This is a genomic window from Lysobacter daejeonensis GH1-9, assembly GCF_000768355.1.
Taxonomy (GTDB): Bacteria; Pseudomonadota; Gammaproteobacteria; order Xanthomonadales; family Xanthomonadaceae; genus Aerolutibacter; species Aerolutibacter daejeonensis.
Genome location: NZ_AVPU01000038.1, coordinates 1 through 18,723 on the forward strand (window position 1 = coordinate 1; position 18,723 = coordinate 18,723).

Below are 18,723 nucleotides of genomic sequence, written 5' to 3' on the forward strand. Positions count from 1 at the left end.
CTGCAAACCTTGATGGGCAACATCCAGCAGCCGACGGTGCCCGCACGCGACACCCGCGGCATGGACCGGCTGGCGCGACGGCTGGACCGGGCTCCGATGCCGGAGGCGTCCGCGGCGAGCGCTGCGGTGGTGGCCAGCGCGGCAGTCGCTGCGCGCACGCCGACCGCGACGGTGGCACCGACGCCGGCTGCGAAAACGTCGAACGAAACACGCGCGACGCCAGAGAAGCAGAGCCTGCGCGCAATGCTGGACCACTGCCCCGCGTCCACCAGCGTGCAGGGCCAACGCTGCCGGCGGCAGATGTGCGAACGAGCGGGCGTGCATCCGCGCCGCTGCCTGCGGCACTGAGCGACGCGGCTCCCGCCCGCGAGAAAAAGAAAACCCGGCCGAAGCCGGGTTTCCGCAGAGGGTGTAGCGCGGCCTGCAGGCCGTGCCAGTTGCGCACTGCGCTTACCAGACCACCTCGGCCATCGAACAGTTCAGGCCGGAGCCAATGCCCAACAGCGCCACGCGGTCGCCCTTCTTCAGGCGGCCCATCTCGCGCAGCTTGCTGAGCACGATCGGCACTGACGCCGGGCCGATGTTGCCGTGCTCGTTGAAGATGGTCATGACCTTCTTCGGGTCGATGCCCATCGCTTTGGTGAACGCCGCGGTGTGCACCTTGCTGACCTGGTGGATGACGAACTCGTCCAGCTCGGTGGCAACCCAGCCCAACTTCTGCTTGGCCACTTCAAAGGTCTTGGTGGCCAGCTTGATGCCTTCGATCAGCAGCATGCGGGTGTCGGTGACCATGCCGTCGAGGTTGCCGCGGCAGAGCTTGTTCCACTCTGTCGCGGCGCGGGTGACGCCACCCTTGTAGCGCGGCGCGCCAGGCGCCAGCTCACTGCGCGCCATCACCATCGCCGCGGCGCCGGAGCCGAGCGTCAGCGTGGCCAGCTCGTTGCGGAAGTCCTCGTCGGTGACGTCGGCGCGGGTCATGCGCTCCAGCGTCTTCTCATAGGCCAGGTCGGCGGTCTCGCCATCGACCACCAGCGCGTACTCGATCTCGCCGCGCTCGATCATGCGCGCGGCGATGTCCATGCCGTTGATGAAGGCCAGGCAGGCGTTGGCGACGTCGAAGTTCTGGCAGGTGTCGGGCAGGCCAAGGTTGCCGGAGACGATCGAGGCGGTGGACGGCTCGAGGTAGTCTCGGCTGACCGAAGTGTTGACCAGCAGGCCCACGCGATCGGGCTCGATGCCGGCGTCGGCCAGCGCTTTCACCGCGGCGAGGGTGGCGGCGTCGGAGGCCTGCACATCACCGTCCCATAGGCGGCGCGCATGGATGCCGGCGATGTCGCCCAGCACGTCGGTCCGGATACCAAGCCGGTCCAGCGTCGGCTTGAGCCGGGCGTTGATCTCCTCCGAGCTCAGGCGGCGCGGCGCGTCGATGTGGGCCAGGCCGGCGATGGCGACATGTTGGAACAGCATGGGCGGGCAAACCAATAGGGCGTAGAACACGAAAGATTAACGCCTTCGCGGTCGCAGCGCATCCGCCCGGGCCCGATGGGTGTGCCAAGGCGACGAAAGTTGGATGTTGCCGGCACGTTGCCTACCGGTTCACAGCCGACCGGGAACCCTCCCCGGACGGGCGACGTCCGGGCCAGCATGGGCTGGCGCACGGCTTGGGGCTGCGTCAGCGGGCCGCGCAGCGCCACGCAGCGTACCGCTGCCCGCCGTCCTGCGGCTCACCCAGTGGCTGCACGGTGTCCGCGCCCAGGCCCGGCGCCTCGTTGCGGGCCAGGGTTTCCAGCTCCTCGCGCACGCGCAGCTCGTTGCGCCCGTAGGGGCCGATGCGGTCCTTGACCGAGACCACCACCTCGCCGCGCTTCACGCAGCCGGCCGGGGCGGCACCGGCGGCGATGACCCGCACGCTGCTCGCGCCGGGGGCCATGTGCACCCAGGTGCAGCCGCTGGCGAACAGGACGGTGGCAACGGCAAGGGGCAACAGACGGCGCATGGGCAACTCCGGAAGGGAAACAAGAAACGCCCCGGATTGTCGCCCGGGGCGTTCAGCTTGAGAACCGTGGCGATGAATCGCGCGTGACCCGTGCCGCCGAGCGGCGGCACGGGTCACAGTCTGCGCCCTTACTTGGCGCTGGCCGGCTTGGCCGGCACGGCCGGTGCCGCGGTGGCAACGACCGGCTTGCCGTCGGCATCCAGCACCTGCACCGCGCCCAGGTTCAGCGCGCGCACCGGGGCTTCGATCTGCTTCAGGTCACCGACCACCACCCAGGTGAGGGCGTTGGGGTCGATGGCCTTGGCCGCCTCGGTCACCTGCGCCGGGGTCAGCGCCGCGATCTCGGCGTTGCGGCGGGTGACGTAGTCGTCCGGACGGCCGTAGCGGACGATGCCGCCGATGGTGCCCATCACGGCGCTTGCGGTTTCGTACGCGCCCGGCAGGCTACGGCTCTCGTTGGCCTGGATCTTGGCCACCTCGGCCGCGGTCGGCGGCGCCTTGCCGCTGACGTACTCGCTGACCTCGCGCTGCACTTCCTGCATCGACTCGACGGTCTTGTCGATCTGCACCGGCGCCACGGCCAGCCATGGGCGCGGGCCCAGCGCGTTCACCAGCTGCGTGCGGGCGCCATACGACCAGTGCTTGTCCTCACGCAGGTTCATGTTCAGGCGCGCGGTGAACGAGCCGCCGATGACGTCGTTGGCCACTTCGAGCTTGACCGCGCCCGGATCCTTGGACGACGGCATCAGCTGGCCGACGAACAGGTTGGCCTGCACCGCGCCCGGCTGGTCGACCAGGAACACGCGCGGCTGCGCCGGCCGTGCCACGGCGGCGGGGGCGGCCACGGTCGGCGCGGCGCCTTCGCCCCTCCAGTCACCGAGGTGCTTCTCCAGCATCGGCACGATGGTCTTGAGCGTGGTGTCGCCGACCACGATCAAGGTGGCGCCTTCCGGACGCACCCAGGCCTTGTGGAACGCGACCAGGTCATCGCGGGTCAGGCTGGCGATGGAGGCTTCGGTGCCGCTGCCGCTGAACGGGATGGCGTAGGCGTGGTCGGCGCCGTACAGCAGCGGCGGCAGCACGCGCAGCGCGGCCGAGTTCGGACGCGCCTTTTCCTGCTTGATGCCGGCGATCCAGCTGGCCTTGATGCGGTCCACCTCGGCCTGGTCGAAACGCGGGGCACGCAGCATGTCGGCGAACAGGTCCAGCGACGGGTCCAGGTTCTCCTTCAGCGCCGACAGATAGGCGCTGCTGCCGTCCAGCGAGGCACTGGCGCCGAGGTTGGCGCCCAGCGCTTCGGCGCGGTTGGCGAAGGCCAGCGTACCCAGCTCGCCGGCGCCCTCGTCCAGCATGCCCATGGCAAAACTCGAGGTGCCCAGCTTGGCGCCGTGGTCGGCGGTATAGCCACCGTTGAACTGGTAGCTCATCTGCACCACCGGGATGTCATGGCGCTCGGCCAGGATCACCTGCGTGCCGTTGGACAGGGTCGTGCGCTGCAGCGCCGGGAAGGCCAGCTGCGGGAACTGGGTCGGCATCGGCACGCCGGCCTTGCGGTCGACGGTGCTGGCGGTGGTCTTGTACTTCTTGTCCACGGCCGGCAACTGGAACGGCGCCGGGGTACCCGCCGGGTCTTCCGGCAGCGGGGTGCGCTCGCCCTTCTGCACGATCAGGGTGTGGTCACCCTTGCCCAGCCACTTCGCGCCCACGGCCTTCAGGTCGGTGGCCGTGGCGGTCTCGATGGTCTTGAGCGAGTCACGGAAGCAGCCGGGGTTGCCGGTGTAGATCGCGCATTCGGCCAGCGCGTCGGCCTTGCCGCCGAAGCCGCCGATGCGCTCGATGCCGCGGATGAAGCTGGCGCGGGTGGCCACCTTGGCCTGCGACAGCTCGGCGGCGGTCGGGCCTTCGGCGATCAGTTTGCGCAGTTCCTCGTCGATGATGGCCTCGACCTTGGCCGGGTCGACGCCGTCCTTGAGGGTGGCGGTGATCATGAAGTTGGAGCCCAGCTGCGAGGCGTATGCGCCGGCGCTGATGCTGTCGACCAGCTTGTCGCCGTGCAGCAGGCGGGTGTCCAGGCGCGAGCTCTTGCTGCCGCCGAGCACGAAGCCCAGCAGCTGCAACTGGTCGATGTCGGTGGTGCCGACCTGGGCCACGTTCCAGGCGCGGTACACGCGCACCGCCGGCACCTTGTCCTGCATCACCTCGCGGGTGGACTGCGCGCGCACGGCCACGTCGACCTTGGGCTGGGCCATGGTCGGCGACGCCGGGATGTGGCCGAAGTACTTGGCCACCTTTTCCCTGGCGGTCTTGACGTCGATGTCGCCGGCCAGCACCAGCACCGCGTTGTTCGGGCCGTACCAGGTGCGGAACCACTGCTTCACGTCATCCAGCGACGCGGCGTTGAGGTCGTTCATCGAGCCGATGACGGTGTGGCCGTACGGATGGCTCTTCGGGTACAGCGCCTGGCCAAGCTTGGTCCAGACCTGGCCATAGGGCTGGTTCTCGCCCTGGCGCTTCTCGTTCTGCACCACGCCGCGCTGCTCGTCCAGGGTCTTCTGGTCGATCGCGCCGAGCAGGTGGCCCATGCGGTCGGATTCCATCCACAGCGCGGTGTCGAGCGCGGTGGTCGGCACGTTCTGGAAGTAGTTGGTGCGGTCCTGGTTGGTGGTGCCGTTCATGTCGGTGGCACCGATCAGTTCGAACGGCTCGAAGTACTCGCCCGGGTGGTTCTCGGACCCGTTGAACATCAGGTGCTCGAACAGGTGCGCGAAGCCGCTGCGGCCGCTGGGCTCGTCCTTGCTGCCCACGTGGTACCAGAGGTTGACCGCGACAATCGGCGCCTTGCGGTCGGTGTGCACCACCACGCGCAGGCCGTTGGGCAGGGTGAATTCGTCGTAGGCGATGTCGACCTTGGCCGGGGCCTTGGCCAGCGCGGGCGCCGGGGTGAAGGTCAGCCCGCCCATCGCGGTGGCGAGGGCAAGGGCGAGGGCGGCGGCACGTGGCCGGGCAAACACGGTCATTACGACACTCCTTGTGACGGAAAGCACCCGGATCGGGCAACGGTCGATGGTAGCGGCGGGGTCCCGCGCGGGCACTAGGCCACAAGTCCCGGTAGGGAGGTCGTGGGCCGCGTGCGTGGGCGGCGCCGTCGGCGAATGGCGTGGACGCTCAGACTTCGCCTCTGGTGACCGGAGGTGCCCGAAGCTGTCAATAAGGCGGGGTGGCGGGCCGGGCAGGACGGGCAGGACGGGCGGGACGGGCGGGACGGGCGGGACGGGCGGACGACCGGGGTTTGCCTGCTCACGGATTCGGGGACAATGCACGCAGCTTCCGGAGGCGACGCCATGTCCACCCGCCCTTCCCTGCACTGCCTGGTCACCGGCGCCAACCGTGGCATCGGCCTGGAATTCACCCGCCAGTTGCTGGAGCGCGGCGATCGGGTCACGGCCACCTGCCGCCACCCGGGCCGCGCCACCGCGCTCAATGCGCTGGCCGCCGAGCACCCCGGGCGGTTGCACGTATTGCCGCTGGACATCACCGATGCGAAGTCGCGCGCCGAACTGGTGCGCGAGCTGCCACTGGTGGGCGGCGACGTCGACCTGCTGATCAACAATGCAGGCGTGCTGCACTCGGGCGAGCGTTTCGGCCACCTGACCGCCGGCAACTTCGAGGACAGCTTCCGCACCAACGCCCTTGGTCCGCTGCTGCTGACCCAGGCGCTGGCGCCGCACCTGGCGGCCGGCGCCAAGGTGGTGAACCTGTCGTCCGTGCTGGGTTCTGTGGGCTCGGTCGACGGCTTCCACACGCCGTCCTACGCGGTGTCGAAGGCGGCGCTGAACATGGTCACCGCGCTGCTGGCGCAGGCGCTGGCCGAGCAACACCTTACGGTACTGGCCTTCCACCCGGGCTGGGTGATGACCGACATGGGCGGCGATGGCGCCCAGCTCCCGGCCACAGACGCGGTGGCGGCGATGCTGCGCGTGGTCGATGCGGCGACGCCGGCCGACAACGGCCGCTTCCTCAACCGTCGCGGCGAGCCGATGCCGTGGTGAGCAATGCGGCGATGTTCGACGTCATCCTGTTCCAGCCCGAGATTCCGCCCAACACCGGCAACGTGATCCGGCTGTGCGCCAACACCGGCGCGCGGTTGCACCTGGTCGCGCCGCTAGGCTTCACCCTTGAGGACAAGCAACTCAAGCGTGCCGGCCTGGACTACCACGAGTACGCAGCGCTACAGGTTCACGACAGCCTGGAGGCCGCGCTGGACGCCATCGCCGCGGCAAACGGCACGCCACCGCGCCTGTTCGCGCTGAGCACGCGCGGCAGCGTGCGCCACGACACGGTGGCGTACCAACCGGGCGATGCTTTCCTGTTCGGCCCCGAAACACGCGGCCTGCCGGGGGAGGTGCTGGAGCAGGTGCCGGCCGCGCAACGCATCCGCCTGCCGATGCGGCCGGAGAACCGCAGCCTCAACCTGTCCAACGCGGTGGCGGTGGTGGTGTTCGAGGCGTGGCGGCAGCAGGGGTTTGCCGGCGGCGCCTGAGCCCGCACGCCACGGACAGACGGAGCGGACTGGCGGGCGTCCGGCGGACGTGTCCGCGGGCGGACGGACACCATGGCGCTCGATTAAAACCAAACAAAAACAAATAGTTAAAAGTTGGCACGGAGCTTGCTTTGACTTCTGTGAACACGGGCCACCGATCCGGCCCCGACACAGGACCCCATGAGCATCCGTGACACCTCCGCGCAGGACCAGACGATAGGCGCCGCCGCGGCGACCGCACTGGCCAACCGGTCGCGCCGTCGCCGCAACCTCCTGCTCGCCACCGGTGGCGGCGCGCTGCTGCTGGCCACCGCCTGGCTGGCGCAGGGCTGGAGCGCCGGCGCGCGCTCGGTCGACGCCAGCCGCCTGCGCATCGCCGAAGTGCGTCGCGGCGACCTGGTCCGCGACATCGCCGCCGACGGCCGGGTGATCGCCGCCAACAACCCCACCCTGTACGCCATCGCCGGCGGCACCGTCACCCTGCACGTGGTGGCCGGCGACGCAGTGAAGCGCGGACAGGCACTGGCCGAGATCGACAGTCCCGAACTGCGCAGCCAGTTGGCGCAGGAACAGGCCACGCTGGCCAGCCTGGAAGCCGAAGCCAGCCGTGCAGCGCTGGACGCGGCCCTGTCCCGCTCCACCGCGCGCAAGCTGTTCGACCAGGCCATGGTCGATCGGCAGGCTGCCGAACGTGCGCTGGAACGCAACCAGCGCGGCTTCGACGGCGGCGCGGTGCCGCAGGTCGACGTGCTGCGCGCGCGTGATGAACTGAAGAAGGCCGAGATCGGCCTGTCCCATGCGCGCCAGGACCTCGTACTGCAGGGTCAGGGTGCGGGGCTGGACACGCGCAACAAGCACCTGCTGGCCAATCGCCAGCGCGCGGTGGTGGTCGAAGTGCAGCGCCAGGTCGACGCGCTGACCCTGCGCGCGCCGTTCGACGGGCAAGTGGGCCAGGTGCTGGTCGCACAGCGCAGCAACGTGGCACTCAACGCGCCGGTGCTGAGCGTGGTCGACCTCACCGTGTTCGAAGTCGAGATCAAGGTGCCGGAAAGCTTCGCCCGCGACCTGGCCATCGGCATGCCGGCGCAGCTCAGCGGCCCGGGCGGCAGCTACGCCGCGGCGGTCTCGGCGGTGTCGCCGGAGGTGGTCAACGGCGAAGTCACCGGCCGCCTGCGCTTCACCGGCAAGACCCCGCCGGGCCTGCGCCAGAACCAGCGCCTGGGCGCGCGCATCGTGCTCGACACCCGACGCAACGTGCTGATGGTCGATCGCGGCCCGTTCCTGGAGCAGGGCGGCGGCCACAGCGCCTTCGTCATGGACGGTGGCAGCGCGGTCAAGCGCGCCGTGCGCACCGGTGCCAGCAGCCTCAATGCCGTCGAGATCGTCGATGGCGCCCGTGTCGGCGATCGCATCGTGGTGGCCGGCACCGACCTGTTCGGCGACGCCGAACGCATCCGCGTCTCAGGAGAGTGACATGAACGCTTCGTCCCACTTCCCCGCATCGCTGCACTGGTCGGCGCAGGAACTGGCCGCTGCCGTCCCGCTGCGCCTGTTCGAACTGCTGGACTTCGACGCCCCCCGCGACGACGCCCGCGCCGCCAACAACGCCGCGACCCCGCGTCGCGCCTTGCGCGCCGGCTACGCGTGCAACGCCGCGCTGCCCGCCCACTTCCACGTCCACCGCTGAACCCGCCCCCAGGAGCCCGTCCATGTTGCACATGCAAGGTGTCACCAAGGTTTTCCGTACCGAACTGGTGGAGACGCACGCACTGCGCTCGCTCGACCTGCACGTGCGCGAAGGCGAATTCGTCGCGGTCACCGGCCCCTCCGGCTCGGGCAAGACCACCTTCCTCAACATCGCCGGCCTGCTCGAAGACTTCACCGGCGGCCGCTACCAGCTCGACGGCGAGGACGTGAGCGGCCTGTCGGACGATGCGCGTTCGCGCCTGCGCAACCGCAAGATCGGCTTCATCTTCCAAGGCTTCAACCTGATCCCCGACCTCAACCTGTTCGACAACGTGGATGTGCCACTGCGCTACCGCGGCCTGCCTGCCGCCGACCGCCGCCAGCGCATCGAGCACGCTTTGGCACAGGTCGGGCTGGGCTCGCGCATGAAGCATTACCCGGCAGAGCTTTCCGGTGGGCAGCAGCAGCGCGCCGCCATCGCCCGCGCGCTGGCCGGACAGCCGCGCCTGCTGCTGGCGGACGAGCCCACCGGCAACCTCGATTCGCAGATGGCACGCGGGGTGATGGAGCTGCTGGAGGAGATCAACGCCGCCGGCACCACCATCGTGATGGTGACCCACGACCCGGAGCTGGCCGCGCGCGCGCAGCGCAACGTGCACATCGTCGATGGCATGGCCACCGATGTGTCGGCCGAACCCAGCCTGGTGCGTGCACGGCAGCTGGCGGCCGAGGCCGAAGCCCGCGCTGCAAACCCGGTCGGTTGAGGAGGCCCCATGTTCGGCTATTACCTTGAGCTCGCCCTGCGCAGCTTCCGCCGCAACAAGGTGCTGACCGCGCTGATGGTGCTGGCAATCGCACTGGGCATCGGCGCCAGCATGACCACGCTGACCGTGTTCCACGTGCTGTCCGGCGATCCGATCCCGAGCAAGAGCCACGTGCTGTTCTACCCGCGCCTGGACCCGCGCTCGATGAACGGCTTCACCCCGGGCGACGAGCCGGAAGCACAGATGACCCGCTTCGACGCCGAGGCGCTGCTGCGCGACAAACGCGGCGACCGTCAGGCGCTGATGACCGGCGGCACGCTGGCGCTGGAAGCGGCGGACGGCCGAATCGAACCGTTCCGCGTCGACTCGCGCTACACCACCGCGGACTTCTTCCCGATGTTCGACGTGCCGTTCCGCTACGGCAGCGGCTGGAGCAGCGCCGATGACGAATCACGCGCACAGGTCGCGGTGATTTCCCGAGCGCTGAACGACAAGCTATTTGGTGGCGCCAACAGCGTCGGCCAGACCCTGCTCGCCGGCAACCAGCGCCTGCGCATCATCGGCGTGCTCGACGAATGGCGCCTCACGCCGCGCTTCTACGACGTGACCAACGACCTGTTCAGCGAGGTCGAGCAGGTGTTCGTGCCGTTCTGGACGTCACGTGCGCTGAAGTTCCCCACCCAGGGCAACATGAACTGCTGGGGCGACACCGGCACCGATCCGGAGGGTGCGCAAGGCGCCAACGCACCGTGTGCCTGGCTGCAGTACTGGGTGGAGCTGGGCACGCCGGAGAAGCTCGCCGCCTATCGCCAGTACCTGGGCAACTACGCCGACCAGCAGCGCGCCGCCGGCCGCTTCGAGCGCCCGACCAACGTGCGCCTGCACAGCGTGATGGAGTGGCTGGACGATCAGGACGCAGTGCCGGGCGACGTGCGCCTGCAGCTGTGGCTCGCACTGGGATTCCTGGCGGTATGCCTGCTCAACACCGTGGGCCTGCTGCTGGCCAAGTTCCTCGGGCGGGCGTCGCAGATCGGCGTGCGCCGCGCGCTGGGCGCCACCCGCCGCGCGATCTTCGCCCAGTGCCTGGTCGAGGCCGGCACCGTCGGCATGGTCGGCGGCGTGCTGGGCCTCGGCCTGGCCTGGCTCGGCCTGTGGGCCGTGCGCCAGCAGCCCGCCGATTACGCGGCGCTGGCGCGCATGGACGGCACCATGCTGCTGACCACCTTCGTGCTGGCACTACTGGCCAGCGTCCTCGCCGGAATCCTGCCGGCCTGGCGCGCCTGCCAGGTCGCGCCCGCCATCCAGCTCAAGAGCCAGTGACCCTGTCGAGGACCACCATGGACATCCGCCCCATCCTCTCCACCCTGCGCCGCCACAAAACCGCGGCCGCGCTGATCGTGCTGGAAGTCGCGCTGTCGTGCGCGATCATCTGCAACGCGGTGTTCCTGATCAGCACCCGCCTGCAGCGCATGGACCGCCCCACCGGCATGGCCGACAGCGAACTGGTGCGCATCAGCATCGCTGGCATCGGCGACGACGAAAAAGCCGGCGAGCTGACCCAACGTGACGTCGCGGCCCTGCGCGCCCTGCCGGGCGTGAAAGCGGCCACCGCGCTCAACCAAGTGCCGTTCGACAACTCGTCGTGGAACAGTTCGGTCAGCCTCAAGCCGCAACAGCCGATGCCCAACCTCAACACCTCGGTGTACCTGGGCGAGGGCCTGATCGACACGCTGGGCCTGACCCTTGCCGAAGGCCGCGATTTCACCGCCGAGGAATATGTCGACTGGGAAGCGCTGAGCGCACCGGACTCCAAGCTGACACTGCCGACGGTGATCCTCAGTCGTGCCGTGGCGCAGAAGCTGTTCCCTGGCGAAAGCGCCGTCGGAAAGCTGATCTACAGCTGGAACCGCGACGACATCCCGCACCGCGTGGTCGGCGTGGTCGAGACGCTGATCCGCCCCAACGATATTGGCGGCGCGGCCGAGAGCGGCTTTTCGATCATCCTGCCGGTACGCAACGTGACCTTCGGCCGCTTCGCGCTGCGGACCGAACCCGGGCGTCGCGCCGAAGTGCAGGCCGCCGCGGTCGCGGCGCTGGAGCGCAACAGCGCGCGTCGCATCATCCTGCGCCAGGACCCGTTCACCGACGTCATCGCCAAGTACTACCGCCAGGACCGCTCGATGGCGTGGCTGCTGGTGGCGATCTGCGTGTTGCTGCTGGTGGTGACCGCGCTGGGCATCGTCGGCCTGGCCAGCTTCTGGGTGCAGCAGCGCACCAAGCAGATCGGCGTGCGCCGCGCGCTGGGCGCCACCCGCTCGCAGGTGCTGCGCTACTTCCAGACCGAGAACTTCCTGCTGGCCACGATCGGCATCGTCCTGGGCATGCTCGGCGCGTTCGGCCTCAACCAGTTGCTGATGCAGCACTACGAGTTGCCGCGGCTGCCGGTGCTGTACCTGCCCGCCGGCGCGCTGGTGCTGTGGGGACTGGGGCAGCTCTCGGTGCTGGGGCCGGCGCTGCGTGCAGCGGCGGTACCACCGGCTGTCGCGACGCGCACGGCGTGAGCGGGTCCGGCATGCCGCATGCTGCCCGGGCCGGACGCGACGGCGGACCTTGTGCCGTCGCCGCCACCCCTGCAGCTTGCATCGCAGAGCGGGTATAACAGCGCATGCCCACGATCCTGGTCATCGACGACAACCCCGCGATCGCCGCCGCGCTGGAGACGTTGTTCTCGCTGCACGACATCGACACGCGAGTGGCGGCCTCACCGGACGCCGGTCTTGCGTTGCTGGCGCGAGAACCCGTCGACCTGGTGGTGCAGGACATGAACTTCCAGGCCGACACCACTTCGGGCGAGGAAGGCCTCGCGCTGTTCGAACAGATCCGCGCGCACCATCCGGACCTGCCGGTGATCCTGCTCACCGCGTGGACCCATCTGGAAAGCGCGGTGGACCTGGTCAAGGCCGGCGCCGCCGATTACCTGGCCAAGCCCTGGGACGACCGCAAGCTGCTGGCCACGGTCAACAACCTGCTGGAACTGTCGCAGGCACGGCGCGAACTGGCTCGCCACCGCGACGGCGAGCGCCGTCGGCGCAGCGCGCTGGAACGCGACCACGACCTGCGCGGCTACGTCTTCGCCGACGCCGCCACCGAACGGGTGCTGGCATTGGCCTGCCAGGTGGCGCGCTCGGAGCTGCCGGTGCTGGTCACCGGCCCCAACGGCGCGGGCAAGGAGAAGGTCGCCGAAATCGTGCACGCCAACTCCTCGGTGAAGGCCGGGCCGTTCGTTGCGCTCAACTGCGGCGCGTTGCCGGCCGACCTGATCGAAGCCGAGCTGTTCGGCGCCGAAGCCGGCGCTTACACCGGCGCGCAGCGCGCGCGCGAAGGCAAGTTCGAAGCCGCCGATGGTGGCACCCTGTTCCTCGATGAAATCGGCACCCTGCCACCGGCCGGGCAAGTGAAGCTGCTGCGCGTGCTGGAGACCGGCCGTTTCGAGCGCCTCGGCGGCAACCGCGAGCGCCAGGTCAAGGTGCGCGTGGTCAGTGCCACCAATGCCGACCTGCCGGCGCTGATCCGCGCCGGCCAGTTCCGCGAGGACCTGTACTACCGGCTCAACGCGATCGAGTTGGTGCTGCCGCCATTGGCCGAGCGCCCCGATGACATCCTGCCGCTGGCCCGCCACTTCCTGCCCGACGGCAAACGTCTGGACGCGTCCGCCGAGCGCGCGCTGTTGGCCCATCGCTGGCCGGGCAACGTGCGCGAACTGCGCAACACCATCCAGCGCGCGGCGCTACTCGCCGCCGGCACGGTGATCGGCGCTGGAGATCTTGGCCTGCCTGCGAACGCGGCGGTCTCCACCGCGATAGCAGCCGGCAACGGCCATGGCAGCGTGGACGAGCCGGACCGCGCCACGATCGAGGCCGCCCTGCAGCGCCATGGCGGCGTGCTCGCGCAGGCGGCGCAGGAGCTGGGTTTGTCGCGGCAGGCGCTGTACCGGCGGCTTGAGCGGCTTGGCCTGCGCCGCGACGATACCCCGCGCGCCTGAGGACCGCAGCATGCGCCTGCGCCAACGTCTGCCCCTGAGCCTGGTCTTCAGCCTGATCGCGCTGGGCTACATGACCGCGGCGGTGGCGCTGGCTTGGGGCTTGGCGCGCTGGGTCGCTTCGCCGCTGATCGCAGCGGTACTGGCCGTGCTGGTGCTGGCGCCGTTGCTGGTCTACCACGTGCGCCGCGCCTTCGCGCCGATGCGCTCGCTGTTCCGTGCACTGACCGGCACCGTCGGCAGCTACCGCGACGGTGACTACGGCTTCAGCCTGTCGTGGGCCGGCGGCGGTGAACTGGGCGACCTTGTCGCCAGCCACAACGCCCTCGGCGACGCACTGCGCGAACAGCGCCTGGCGCTGGTGCAGCGCGAACTCTTGCTGGACACCATCGTGCAGAACACCCCGGTGGCGACAGTACTGGTCGACCCGGCACGGCGCATCGTGCTGGCCAACCTCGCCGCACGCAAACTGCTGGGCGAGGGTCGCCGCCTGGAGGGCCAGGACTTCGGTGCGTTGCTCGGCGCAGCGCCGCCGGCGATGCGCGACGCCTTCGAACGCGGCGGCGATGGCATGTTCAGCATCGGCGACGAGGACGACGAAGACATCTACCACCTCTCGCGCCGCCGCTTCCGCCTCAACGGCCGCGAGCACGAGCTGGTGTTGCTGCGCCAGCTCACCGCCGAGCTGCGCCGCCAGGAAGTGCACACCTGGAAGAAGGTGATCCGGGTGATCAGCCACGAGCTGAACAACTCGCTGGCGCCGATCGCCTCGCTGGCGCACTCGGGCGCCGAGCTGCTGCGCCGCGGCCAGCCGGAACGCGTGCCCGCGGCGCTGGCCACCATCGAGGAGCGCGCCCGGCACCTGGAAGGCTTCATCCGCGGCTATGCGCGCTTCGCCAAGCTACCGGCGCCGCGCACGGAGCCGGTGGACTGGCCGCGCTTCGTGGCACAGCTGCGCGACCAGGTGGTGTTTGTGGTGGACGGACCGGTACCCGTTGGCAGCGTGCGCGTGGACGCCGCGCAGTTCGAGCAGGCGCTGTTGAACCTGATCAAGAATGCGCACGAGTCCGGCTCTCCCGCGGGCGAAGTGCAGGTGGCGATCCGCCGGCTGCCAGAGGACTGGCGCATCGACGTGCTGGATCGCGGCCACGGCATGAACGAAGCGGTGCTCTCCAACGCGCTGTTGCCGTTCTATTCCACCAAGCGCAACGGCACGGGGTTGGGGCTGGCGCTGGCGCGCGAGATCGCCGAGGCGCATGGCGGCCGCATCGCCCTGCTCAACCGCGACGGCGGCGGGTTGTGCGTCAGCCTGACCGTGCCAGCGTGACCGCACCGAGTCTGGATAGTTCCTGAACTGAAAGGTTAACAATTCAGGGGACATTGAAACTGGCTGCGGATACTGGCCCTCAACCGGTCCGTCCGATTCCCCCGACGGGCGTCCCCCGACCGGCCCCTAACAATAATGAGGCTTAGACCTTTATGAAGCGTACCCTGCTTGCCCTGACCCTGCTGGCCGCCCTGCCGTTCGCCGCTTCGGCCGCGGATGGCGTGTCCTACACTTACGTCGAGGGTGGCTACACCGCGACCAACACCGATGCCGGCGACGCCGACGGCTGGGCCATCAAGGGCTCGGGCGCCATCGCCCCGAACTTCCACCTGTTCGGTGAGTTCGACAAGCAAGAGATCGACGGCACCAACATCGACGTCGACCACTACCGCGTCGGCGTGGGCTATAACCGCGACATCACCGCCAACACCGACCTGCTGACCCGCGTGGCGTACGAGAAGTACGACGCCGGCCAGGGCATCGACTTCGACGGCTATAGCGTTGAAGCCGGCGTGCGCTCGGCGCTGGCCCCGAACTTCGAAGGCTACGCGCTGGCCGGTTACGAGGACGGTGGCAATGACTATGACGGCGAGTTCTACGGCCGTCTCGGTGGCCAGGTGAAGTTCAACCAGACCTGGGGCCTGTCGGGCGACGTCAAGTTCATCGACGGCGACACCCAGTACTTCGTCGGTCCGCGCGTCAGCTTCTAAGCCGCGCCCCGCACAACGCAGCACCAATCGCGATCTCTCTCTCCCCCGAAACGTCGCGATTCGAAGCCCGGCTCCGGCCGGGCTTCTTTTTTGCCATGCAGGGGAAAAGCCCGCGTCGCCGAAGTCCAGATGACATGTCGCTCCTCGGTTCGCCCTCAGCCAAGCCGATGCATCGCCAATGGCGGCCATCGGGGCTTGCACCGGTTTCTTCGTGGGCCGGTGACCCGGCAGCGTGCATGCGGGAGCGCAAAAAAGCCCGGCTTTCGCCGGGCTTCTTCCATTCATTCAAGCGGCCCAACAGTGCCGCGGCGCCCGATCGCCTATTCGAACAGCCCCGTCGGATACTCGGGCTTCTGTTCGCGCGCCAGCAACCGCTGCAGGCCTTCCTTCGGCGTGGTGACCCCGTGCAGCACGTCGCGCACGCCACTCGAGATCGGCAGTTCGATACCGTGCTTGTCGGCCTGGCGCATCACCTCATCGGCGGTCTGCACCGATTCGACCACCTGACCGATCTCGCGCACCGCATCCGCGATCGACTGGCCGCGGCCCAGGGCCAGGCCCAGGCGGCGGTTGCGCGACAGGTCGCCGGTGCAGGTCAGCACCAGGTCGCCCAAGCCGGCCAGGCCCATCAGGGTCTCGGCCTTGCCGCCGATGGCCTGGTTGAGGCGCAGCATCTCGTTGAGGCCGCGGGTGATCAGGCCGGCACGGGCGTTGAGGCCCAGCTGCATGCCATCGGCCACGCCGGTGGCCACCGCCAGCACGTTCTTCATCGCCCCGCCCAGTTCGGCGCCGAGCATGTCGTCGCCGGTGTAGGCGCGGAACGCCGGGCCATGTAGCACCTCGGCGACCTGCTGGGCGAAGGCGTCATCGTCCGAATGTACGGTCAGCGCGGTCGGCAGGCCCTGCGCCACTTCCTTGGCGAAGGACGGGCCGGTGACCACCGCCAGCGGCACGCCGTCGCCCAGCACCTCGCCGGCGACCTCGTGCAGGAAGCGGCCGCTGCCGGGCTCGAAGCCCTTGGTGGCCCACGCCACGCCGGCGTGCGCCGGGCGGTGCGGGGCGAGTGCGTGCAGGGTCTCGGCGAAGGCGTGCGAGGGCACCACCACCAGCACCAGGTCCGCGCCTTGCAGCGCGGTGGGCAGGTCGGTGGTGGCACGCAGCGTGTCCGGCAGGGCGATGCCCGGCAGGTAGCGCGGGTTCTCGTGGCGGCCGTCGATCGCCTCGATGGTGGCCGCGTCACGGCCCCACAGCACGGTCGGGTGACCGTGCCGGGCAATCAAGGCCGCAAGCGCCGTGCCCCAGGAGCCGGCGCCCAGTACCGCGACGCTGGGAGCTTTCGCTTCCATCACGTCGTGGGATCAGGCGTTGCCGGCGGTCTCGGCGTCGGCCAGGCCGGCCTGGCCCTGCTGCGCGGCGCGCTGGCGCAGGCCTTCGGCGTACAGCGCCTCGAAGTTGATCGGCTGCAGGAAGAACGGCGGGAAGCCGCCGGCCTGGATCAGGCTGCTGATCGTCTCGCGGGCGTACGGGTACAGCACGTTCGGGCAGTGCACGCCGAGCATGGCGTCCAGGGTCTGCGGGTCGAAGCCGGCCAGGCCGAACACGCCGGCCTGCTTCACTTCGGCCAGGTACATCGGCTTGTCGCCGGCGTTGCAGGTCAGGGTCACGCCCAGCGTCACTTCGAAGGCGTTGTCGTTCAGGCGCTGCACGCTCTGCTGCAGGTTCATCTGCAGCTGCGGCTGGGTCTGCTCGTTGAACACGGCCGGAGCGCCGGGGACTTCGAAGGAAACGTCCTTCACGTAGATCTTCTCGACCGTGAACGCCGGACCGGTGGCGGTTTCGTCAGCGGCGACGGCGCCGTTCAGGGTTTCTTCGGACATCGGAGCAACTCCAGCTTGTTAAGCGTTAAGGGGTCGATTATGGCACGCGCTCCCCGCGCGGCCTCGGGATCAGTCTGGGGGCGAATGGTGGCGGCGCAAGGGGCTCAGGCGCGGCCCTTCACCAGCGGCAGGTCGGCCTGGCGCCATGCGGCGATGCCGCCATCCAGCAGGTAGACGTGCTGGAACCCGGCCTTCTTCAGCCGGCTGGCCGCGCCCGCGGCGGTGACGCCGGTGCGGCACACCACCACCACCGGGTGCGCCTTGGCGCCCGCCAGCAGCTTGCTCTCCGGGTCGAACTGGCTCATCTGCACCGACTTGCTGCCGGCGATGTGGCCCCTCTCGAAATCTGCAATGGGCGAGAGGTCAATCACCAGCGCCTCGTCGCGGTTGATCAGGCCGGTCAGCTCGGCCGGACGCAGCGTCTTGTAGCCGCGGAACAGGCCGGCGACTTCGGTGTAGAGGATCGCGACCGTCAGGCCGGCGAGGCCCATCGACAGGTAGGGGTGGCGGCCGGCAAAGGCCAGCAGTTCTTCGATGGTCACGGCATCAGTACGGTGGGGCAGGGCCGGCGATTGTCGCCCAGCGCCGCCGCAGGCGCAAAAAAGCTACTGCCCCGCCCACAGATCCGGCAGGCCGCTGGTCAGCCACCACACGCCAGCCTCGGTGTCCCAGCGCCAGGTCTCGCGGTAACGCACTGTGCGTTCGGCCATGGTGTGGCGGTTGATCACGCCGATCTCGATGTCGCGCGCGGCGCTGCCGCCCTCCAGGTCGCGGCTTGACCCGATGTCGCGGTAAGCCGAGACCTGGATGTGCTTCCAGCGCTCCAGCTCCACGTCGCTGATCGGCTTGGCATCGCGCAGCTTGGGGTCGATCAGGTTGGTCGCACCTTCCACCTCGCCCCAGCGGATCGCGCCGGACCAGGCGTATTGCTGGCGGTCGAGCTTGTCGCCCTGCTGGTTGACCGAGGCACAGCCGGCCAAGGCCAGCAGGCACCACACCATCGCGAGCCGGAACAGGCGCATCGTCACTCCTTCCACACGGGGCGGGCTGAGCCCGCGTCAGCGCGGATGGTAGCCGGTCGCGCGGGTTCAGGTCCGGGCAATGGCCACGTAACGGGCGGTGAAATCGGTGGCGACCACGCCCTCCGGGGTCAGCACGCGCGCCACCAGCTGGGTGCGCGCACGGCCGCGCTCGCGCAGGGTGGACAGGAAGGTGTCCAGGTCGGCATCGGCGCCGAATTCCGCGGTGACGTCCAGGTCGGCGAACAGCGGCGCCAGGTAGCGCAGCTGGCTGTCGGCCACGTACACATCGGCGTCGATGCCGGCTTCGTGCAGCTTGAGCGACACCAGGCCCCACGAGGCCAGGGTCATCATCGAGGCAAGGCTGCCGCCGAACGCACAGCCCTTGTCGTTGACGTGGTCGGCCAGCGCGGCATGCAGGCGCAGGCGCTGGCCGTCGTAGCCGCCGATGGTGAGGTTCATCGCCGCAACCGGCGGCATGGACTGGTAGTGGTGTTGCAGTTGTTGCAGCAGTTCGGCGTTGGACATGGAGACAGGACGCTGGGGGGAGGGCGCGGGAGGGGATGCGGGGTGCGGCGGGCGCCGCGGGTGTGCCAAGCTGACCGGATGCACCCGCGCACACTCCGCCAGCCGCCGCGATGGTACGTGATCTCGCTGCGGCCCCGCGGCCAACACGACCAAATGCGTAGCGCGGCGCGCCGACGCGGCGCTGGCTGCATCGCGGTCTCGCCGTGGGTGCTGCGCCCGCGCGACGACGCGGCCTCG

The 18,723-nt window shown here is 69.4% G+C and carries 18 protein-coding genes and 1 pseudogene; 11 read left to right on the top strand and 8 right to left on the bottom strand.

The genetic code is table 11. The features are described from left to right. A pseudogene (locus N800_RS13735) lies at window positions 1–348 on the top strand (hypothetical protein); the annotation flags it as partial. Between the two features lie 102 nt (window positions 349–450). On the opposite strand, the gene N800_RS13740 reads toward N800_RS13735, so the two are convergent. The 3 genes from N800_RS13740 to N800_RS13750 form a co-directional block, all read right to left on the bottom strand. Continuing rightward, window positions 451–1,467: a 3-oxoacyl-ACP synthase III gene (locus N800_RS13740; protein WP_036139834.1), complete on the bottom strand. Its 1,017-nt coding sequence runs from the start codon at window positions 1,465–1,467 to the stop codon at window positions 451–453. Between the two features lie 205 nt (window positions 1,468–1,672). Next, on the bottom strand, window positions 1,673–1,996 hold the full coding sequence (locus N800_RS13745; protein WP_036139836.1) for a DUF4156 domain-containing protein: 324 nt from the start codon (window positions 1,994–1,996) through the stop codon (window positions 1,673–1,675). Window positions 1,997–2,124: 128 nt separating this feature from the next. Further along, window positions 2,125–5,013, bottom strand: coding sequence for a M16 family metallopeptidase (locus tag N800_RS13750; protein ID WP_036139839.1), 2,889 nt, complete (start codon window positions 5,011–5,013; stop codon window positions 2,125–2,127). A gap of 324 nt (window positions 5,014–5,337) precedes the next feature. Between N800_RS13750 and N800_RS13755 the strand changes: the two genes are divergently transcribed. From N800_RS13755 to N800_RS13800, 10 genes are all read left to right on the top strand, one after another. After that, window positions 5,338–6,045: an SDR family oxidoreductase gene (locus tag N800_RS13755; RefSeq protein ID WP_036139841.1), complete on the top strand. Its 708-nt coding sequence runs from the start codon at window positions 5,338–5,340 to the stop codon at window positions 6,043–6,045. A gap of 11 nt (window positions 6,046–6,056) precedes the next feature. Continuing rightward, on the top strand, window positions 6,057–6,536 hold the full coding sequence (gene trmL, locus N800_RS13760; RefSeq protein WP_036139871.1) for a tRNA (uridine(34)/cytosine(34)/5-carboxymethylaminomethyluridine(34)-2'-O)-methyltransferase TrmL: 480 nt from the start codon (window positions 6,057–6,059) through the stop codon (window positions 6,534–6,536). 180 nt (window positions 6,537–6,716) lie between these two features. Next, complete coding sequence (locus tag N800_RS13765; protein WP_036139843.1) at window positions 6,717–8,009, top strand: efflux RND transporter periplasmic adaptor subunit; 1,293 nt, start codon at window positions 6,717–6,719, stop codon at window positions 8,007–8,009. Between the two features lies 1 nt (window position 8,010). Next, window positions 8,011–8,223 carry a hypothetical protein gene (locus tag N800_RS13770; RefSeq protein WP_036139847.1) on the top strand — a complete coding sequence of 71 codons (213 nt, stop codon included), beginning with the start codon at window positions 8,011–8,013 and terminating at the stop codon, window positions 8,221–8,223. Window positions 8,224–8,245: 22 nt separating this feature from the next. Then, window positions 8,246–8,986 (top strand): ABC transporter ATP-binding protein, encoded by a 741-nt coding sequence (locus N800_RS13775; RefSeq protein WP_036139849.1) that lies wholly within the window; start codon window positions 8,246–8,248, stop codon window positions 8,984–8,986. Window positions 8,987–8,995: 9 nt separating this feature from the next. Continuing rightward, window positions 8,996–10,306, top strand: a complete 1,311-nt coding sequence (locus tag N800_RS13780; protein WP_036139851.1) for an ABC transporter permease — start codon at window positions 8,996–8,998, stop codon at window positions 10,304–10,306. Window positions 10,307–10,323: 17 nt separating this feature from the next. Then, complete coding sequence (locus tag N800_RS13785) at window positions 10,324–11,547, top strand: ABC transporter permease (protein WP_036139854.1); 1,224 nt, start codon at window positions 10,324–10,326, stop codon at window positions 11,545–11,547. A gap of 104 nt (window positions 11,548–11,651) precedes the next feature. After that, a complete protein-coding gene (locus N800_RS13790) occupies window positions 11,652–13,028 on the top strand; it encodes a sigma-54-dependent transcriptional regulator (RefSeq protein ID WP_036139856.1) in 1,377 nt (458 codons plus the stop codon). Window positions 13,029–13,038: 10 nt separating this feature from the next. After that, on the top strand, window positions 13,039–14,352 hold the full coding sequence (locus N800_RS13795; RefSeq protein ID WP_036139873.1) for a sensor histidine kinase: 1,314 nt from the start codon (window positions 13,039–13,041) through the stop codon (window positions 14,350–14,352). A 152-nt stretch (window positions 14,353–14,504) separates the two neighbouring features. Beyond that, the gene (locus N800_RS13800; RefSeq protein ID WP_036139859.1) at window positions 14,505–15,062 is read left to right on the top strand and encodes an OmpO family porin; all 558 of its coding nucleotides are present in this window, start codon (window positions 14,505–14,507) and stop codon (window positions 15,060–15,062) included. 320 nt (window positions 15,063–15,382) lie between these two features. Here N800_RS13800 and N800_RS13805 read toward each other — a convergent pair whose 3' ends face one another. The 5 genes from N800_RS13805 to N800_RS13825 form a co-directional block, all read right to left on the bottom strand. Next, window positions 15,383–16,408, bottom strand: a complete 1,026-nt coding sequence (locus N800_RS13805) for an NAD(P)H-dependent glycerol-3-phosphate dehydrogenase (RefSeq protein WP_036139862.1) — start codon at window positions 16,406–16,408, stop codon at window positions 15,383–15,385. A gap of 12 nt (window positions 16,409–16,420) precedes the next feature. After that, on the bottom strand, window positions 16,421–16,939 hold the full coding sequence (secB, locus tag N800_RS13810; RefSeq protein WP_036139864.1) for a protein-export chaperone SecB: 519 nt from the start codon (window positions 16,937–16,939) through the stop codon (window positions 16,421–16,423). A 104-nt stretch (window positions 16,940–17,043) separates the two neighbouring features. After that, the gene (locus N800_RS13815; RefSeq protein ID WP_156963007.1) at window positions 17,044–17,481 is read right to left on the bottom strand and encodes a rhodanese-like domain-containing protein; all 438 of its coding nucleotides are present in this window, start codon (window positions 17,479–17,481) and stop codon (window positions 17,044–17,046) included. 63 nt (window positions 17,482–17,544) lie between these two features. Beyond that, window positions 17,545–17,961, bottom strand: a complete 417-nt coding sequence (locus tag N800_RS13820; RefSeq protein WP_036139866.1) for a hypothetical protein — start codon at window positions 17,959–17,961, stop codon at window positions 17,545–17,547. Window positions 17,962–18,027: 66 nt separating this feature from the next. Continuing rightward, complete coding sequence (locus N800_RS13825) at window positions 18,028–18,486, bottom strand: YiiD C-terminal domain-containing protein (RefSeq protein WP_036139869.1); 459 nt, start codon at window positions 18,484–18,486, stop codon at window positions 18,028–18,030. Between the last annotated feature and the right edge of the window lie 237 nt (window positions 18,487–18,723).

Coding starts and splice junctions, on each gene's coding strand:
- N800_RS13780 (WP_036139851.1), top strand. CDS start 8,996: ATGTTCGGCTATTACCTTGAGCTCGCCCTGCGCAGCTTCCGCCGCAAC.
- N800_RS13745 (WP_036139836.1), bottom strand. CDS start 1,996: ATGCGCCGTCTGTTGCCCCTTGCCGTTGCCACCGTCCTGTTCGCCAGC.
- N800_RS13770 (WP_036139847.1), top strand. CDS start 8,011: ATGAACGCTTCGTCCCACTTCCCCGCATCGCTGCACTGGTCGGCGCAG.
- N800_RS13795 (WP_036139873.1), top strand. CDS start 13,039: ATGCGCCTGCGCCAACGTCTGCCCCTGAGCCTGGTCTTCAGCCTGATC.
- N800_RS13805 (WP_036139862.1), bottom strand. CDS start 16,408: ATGGAAGCGAAAGCTCCCAGCGTCGCGGTACTGGGCGCCGGCTCCTGG.
- N800_RS13740 (WP_036139834.1), bottom strand. CDS start 1,467: ATGCTGTTCCAACATGTCGCCATCGCCGGCCTGGCCCACATCGACGCG.
- N800_RS13755 (WP_036139841.1), top strand. CDS start 5,338: ATGTCCACCCGCCCTTCCCTGCACTGCCTGGTCACCGGCGCCAACCGT.
- N800_RS13825 (WP_036139869.1), bottom strand. CDS start 18,486: ATGTCCAACGCCGAACTGCTGCAACAACTGCAACACCACTACCAGTCC.
- N800_RS13750 (WP_036139839.1), bottom strand. CDS start 5,013: ATGACCGTGTTTGCCCGGCCACGTGCCGCCGCCCTCGCCCTTGCCCTC.
- N800_RS13820 (WP_036139866.1), bottom strand. CDS start 17,961: ATGCGCCTGTTCCGGCTCGCGATGGTGTGGTGCCTGCTGGCCTTGGCC.
- secB (WP_036139864.1), bottom strand. CDS start 16,939: ATGTCCGAAGAAACCCTGAACGGCGCCGTCGCCGCTGACGAAACCGCC.
- N800_RS13775 (WP_036139849.1), top strand. CDS start 8,246: ATGTTGCACATGCAAGGTGTCACCAAGGTTTTCCGTACCGAACTGGTG.
- N800_RS13800 (WP_036139859.1), top strand. CDS start 14,505: ATGAAGCGTACCCTGCTTGCCCTGACCCTGCTGGCCGCCCTGCCGTTC.
- N800_RS13790 (WP_036139856.1), top strand. CDS start 11,652: ATGCCCACGATCCTGGTCATCGACGACAACCCCGCGATCGCCGCCGCG.
- N800_RS13765 (WP_036139843.1), top strand. CDS start 6,717: ATGAGCATCCGTGACACCTCCGCGCAGGACCAGACGATAGGCGCCGCC.
- N800_RS13785 (WP_036139854.1), top strand. CDS start 10,324: ATGGACATCCGCCCCATCCTCTCCACCCTGCGCCGCCACAAAACCGCG.
- trmL (WP_036139871.1), top strand. CDS start 6,057: ATGTTCGACGTCATCCTGTTCCAGCCCGAGATTCCGCCCAACACCGGC.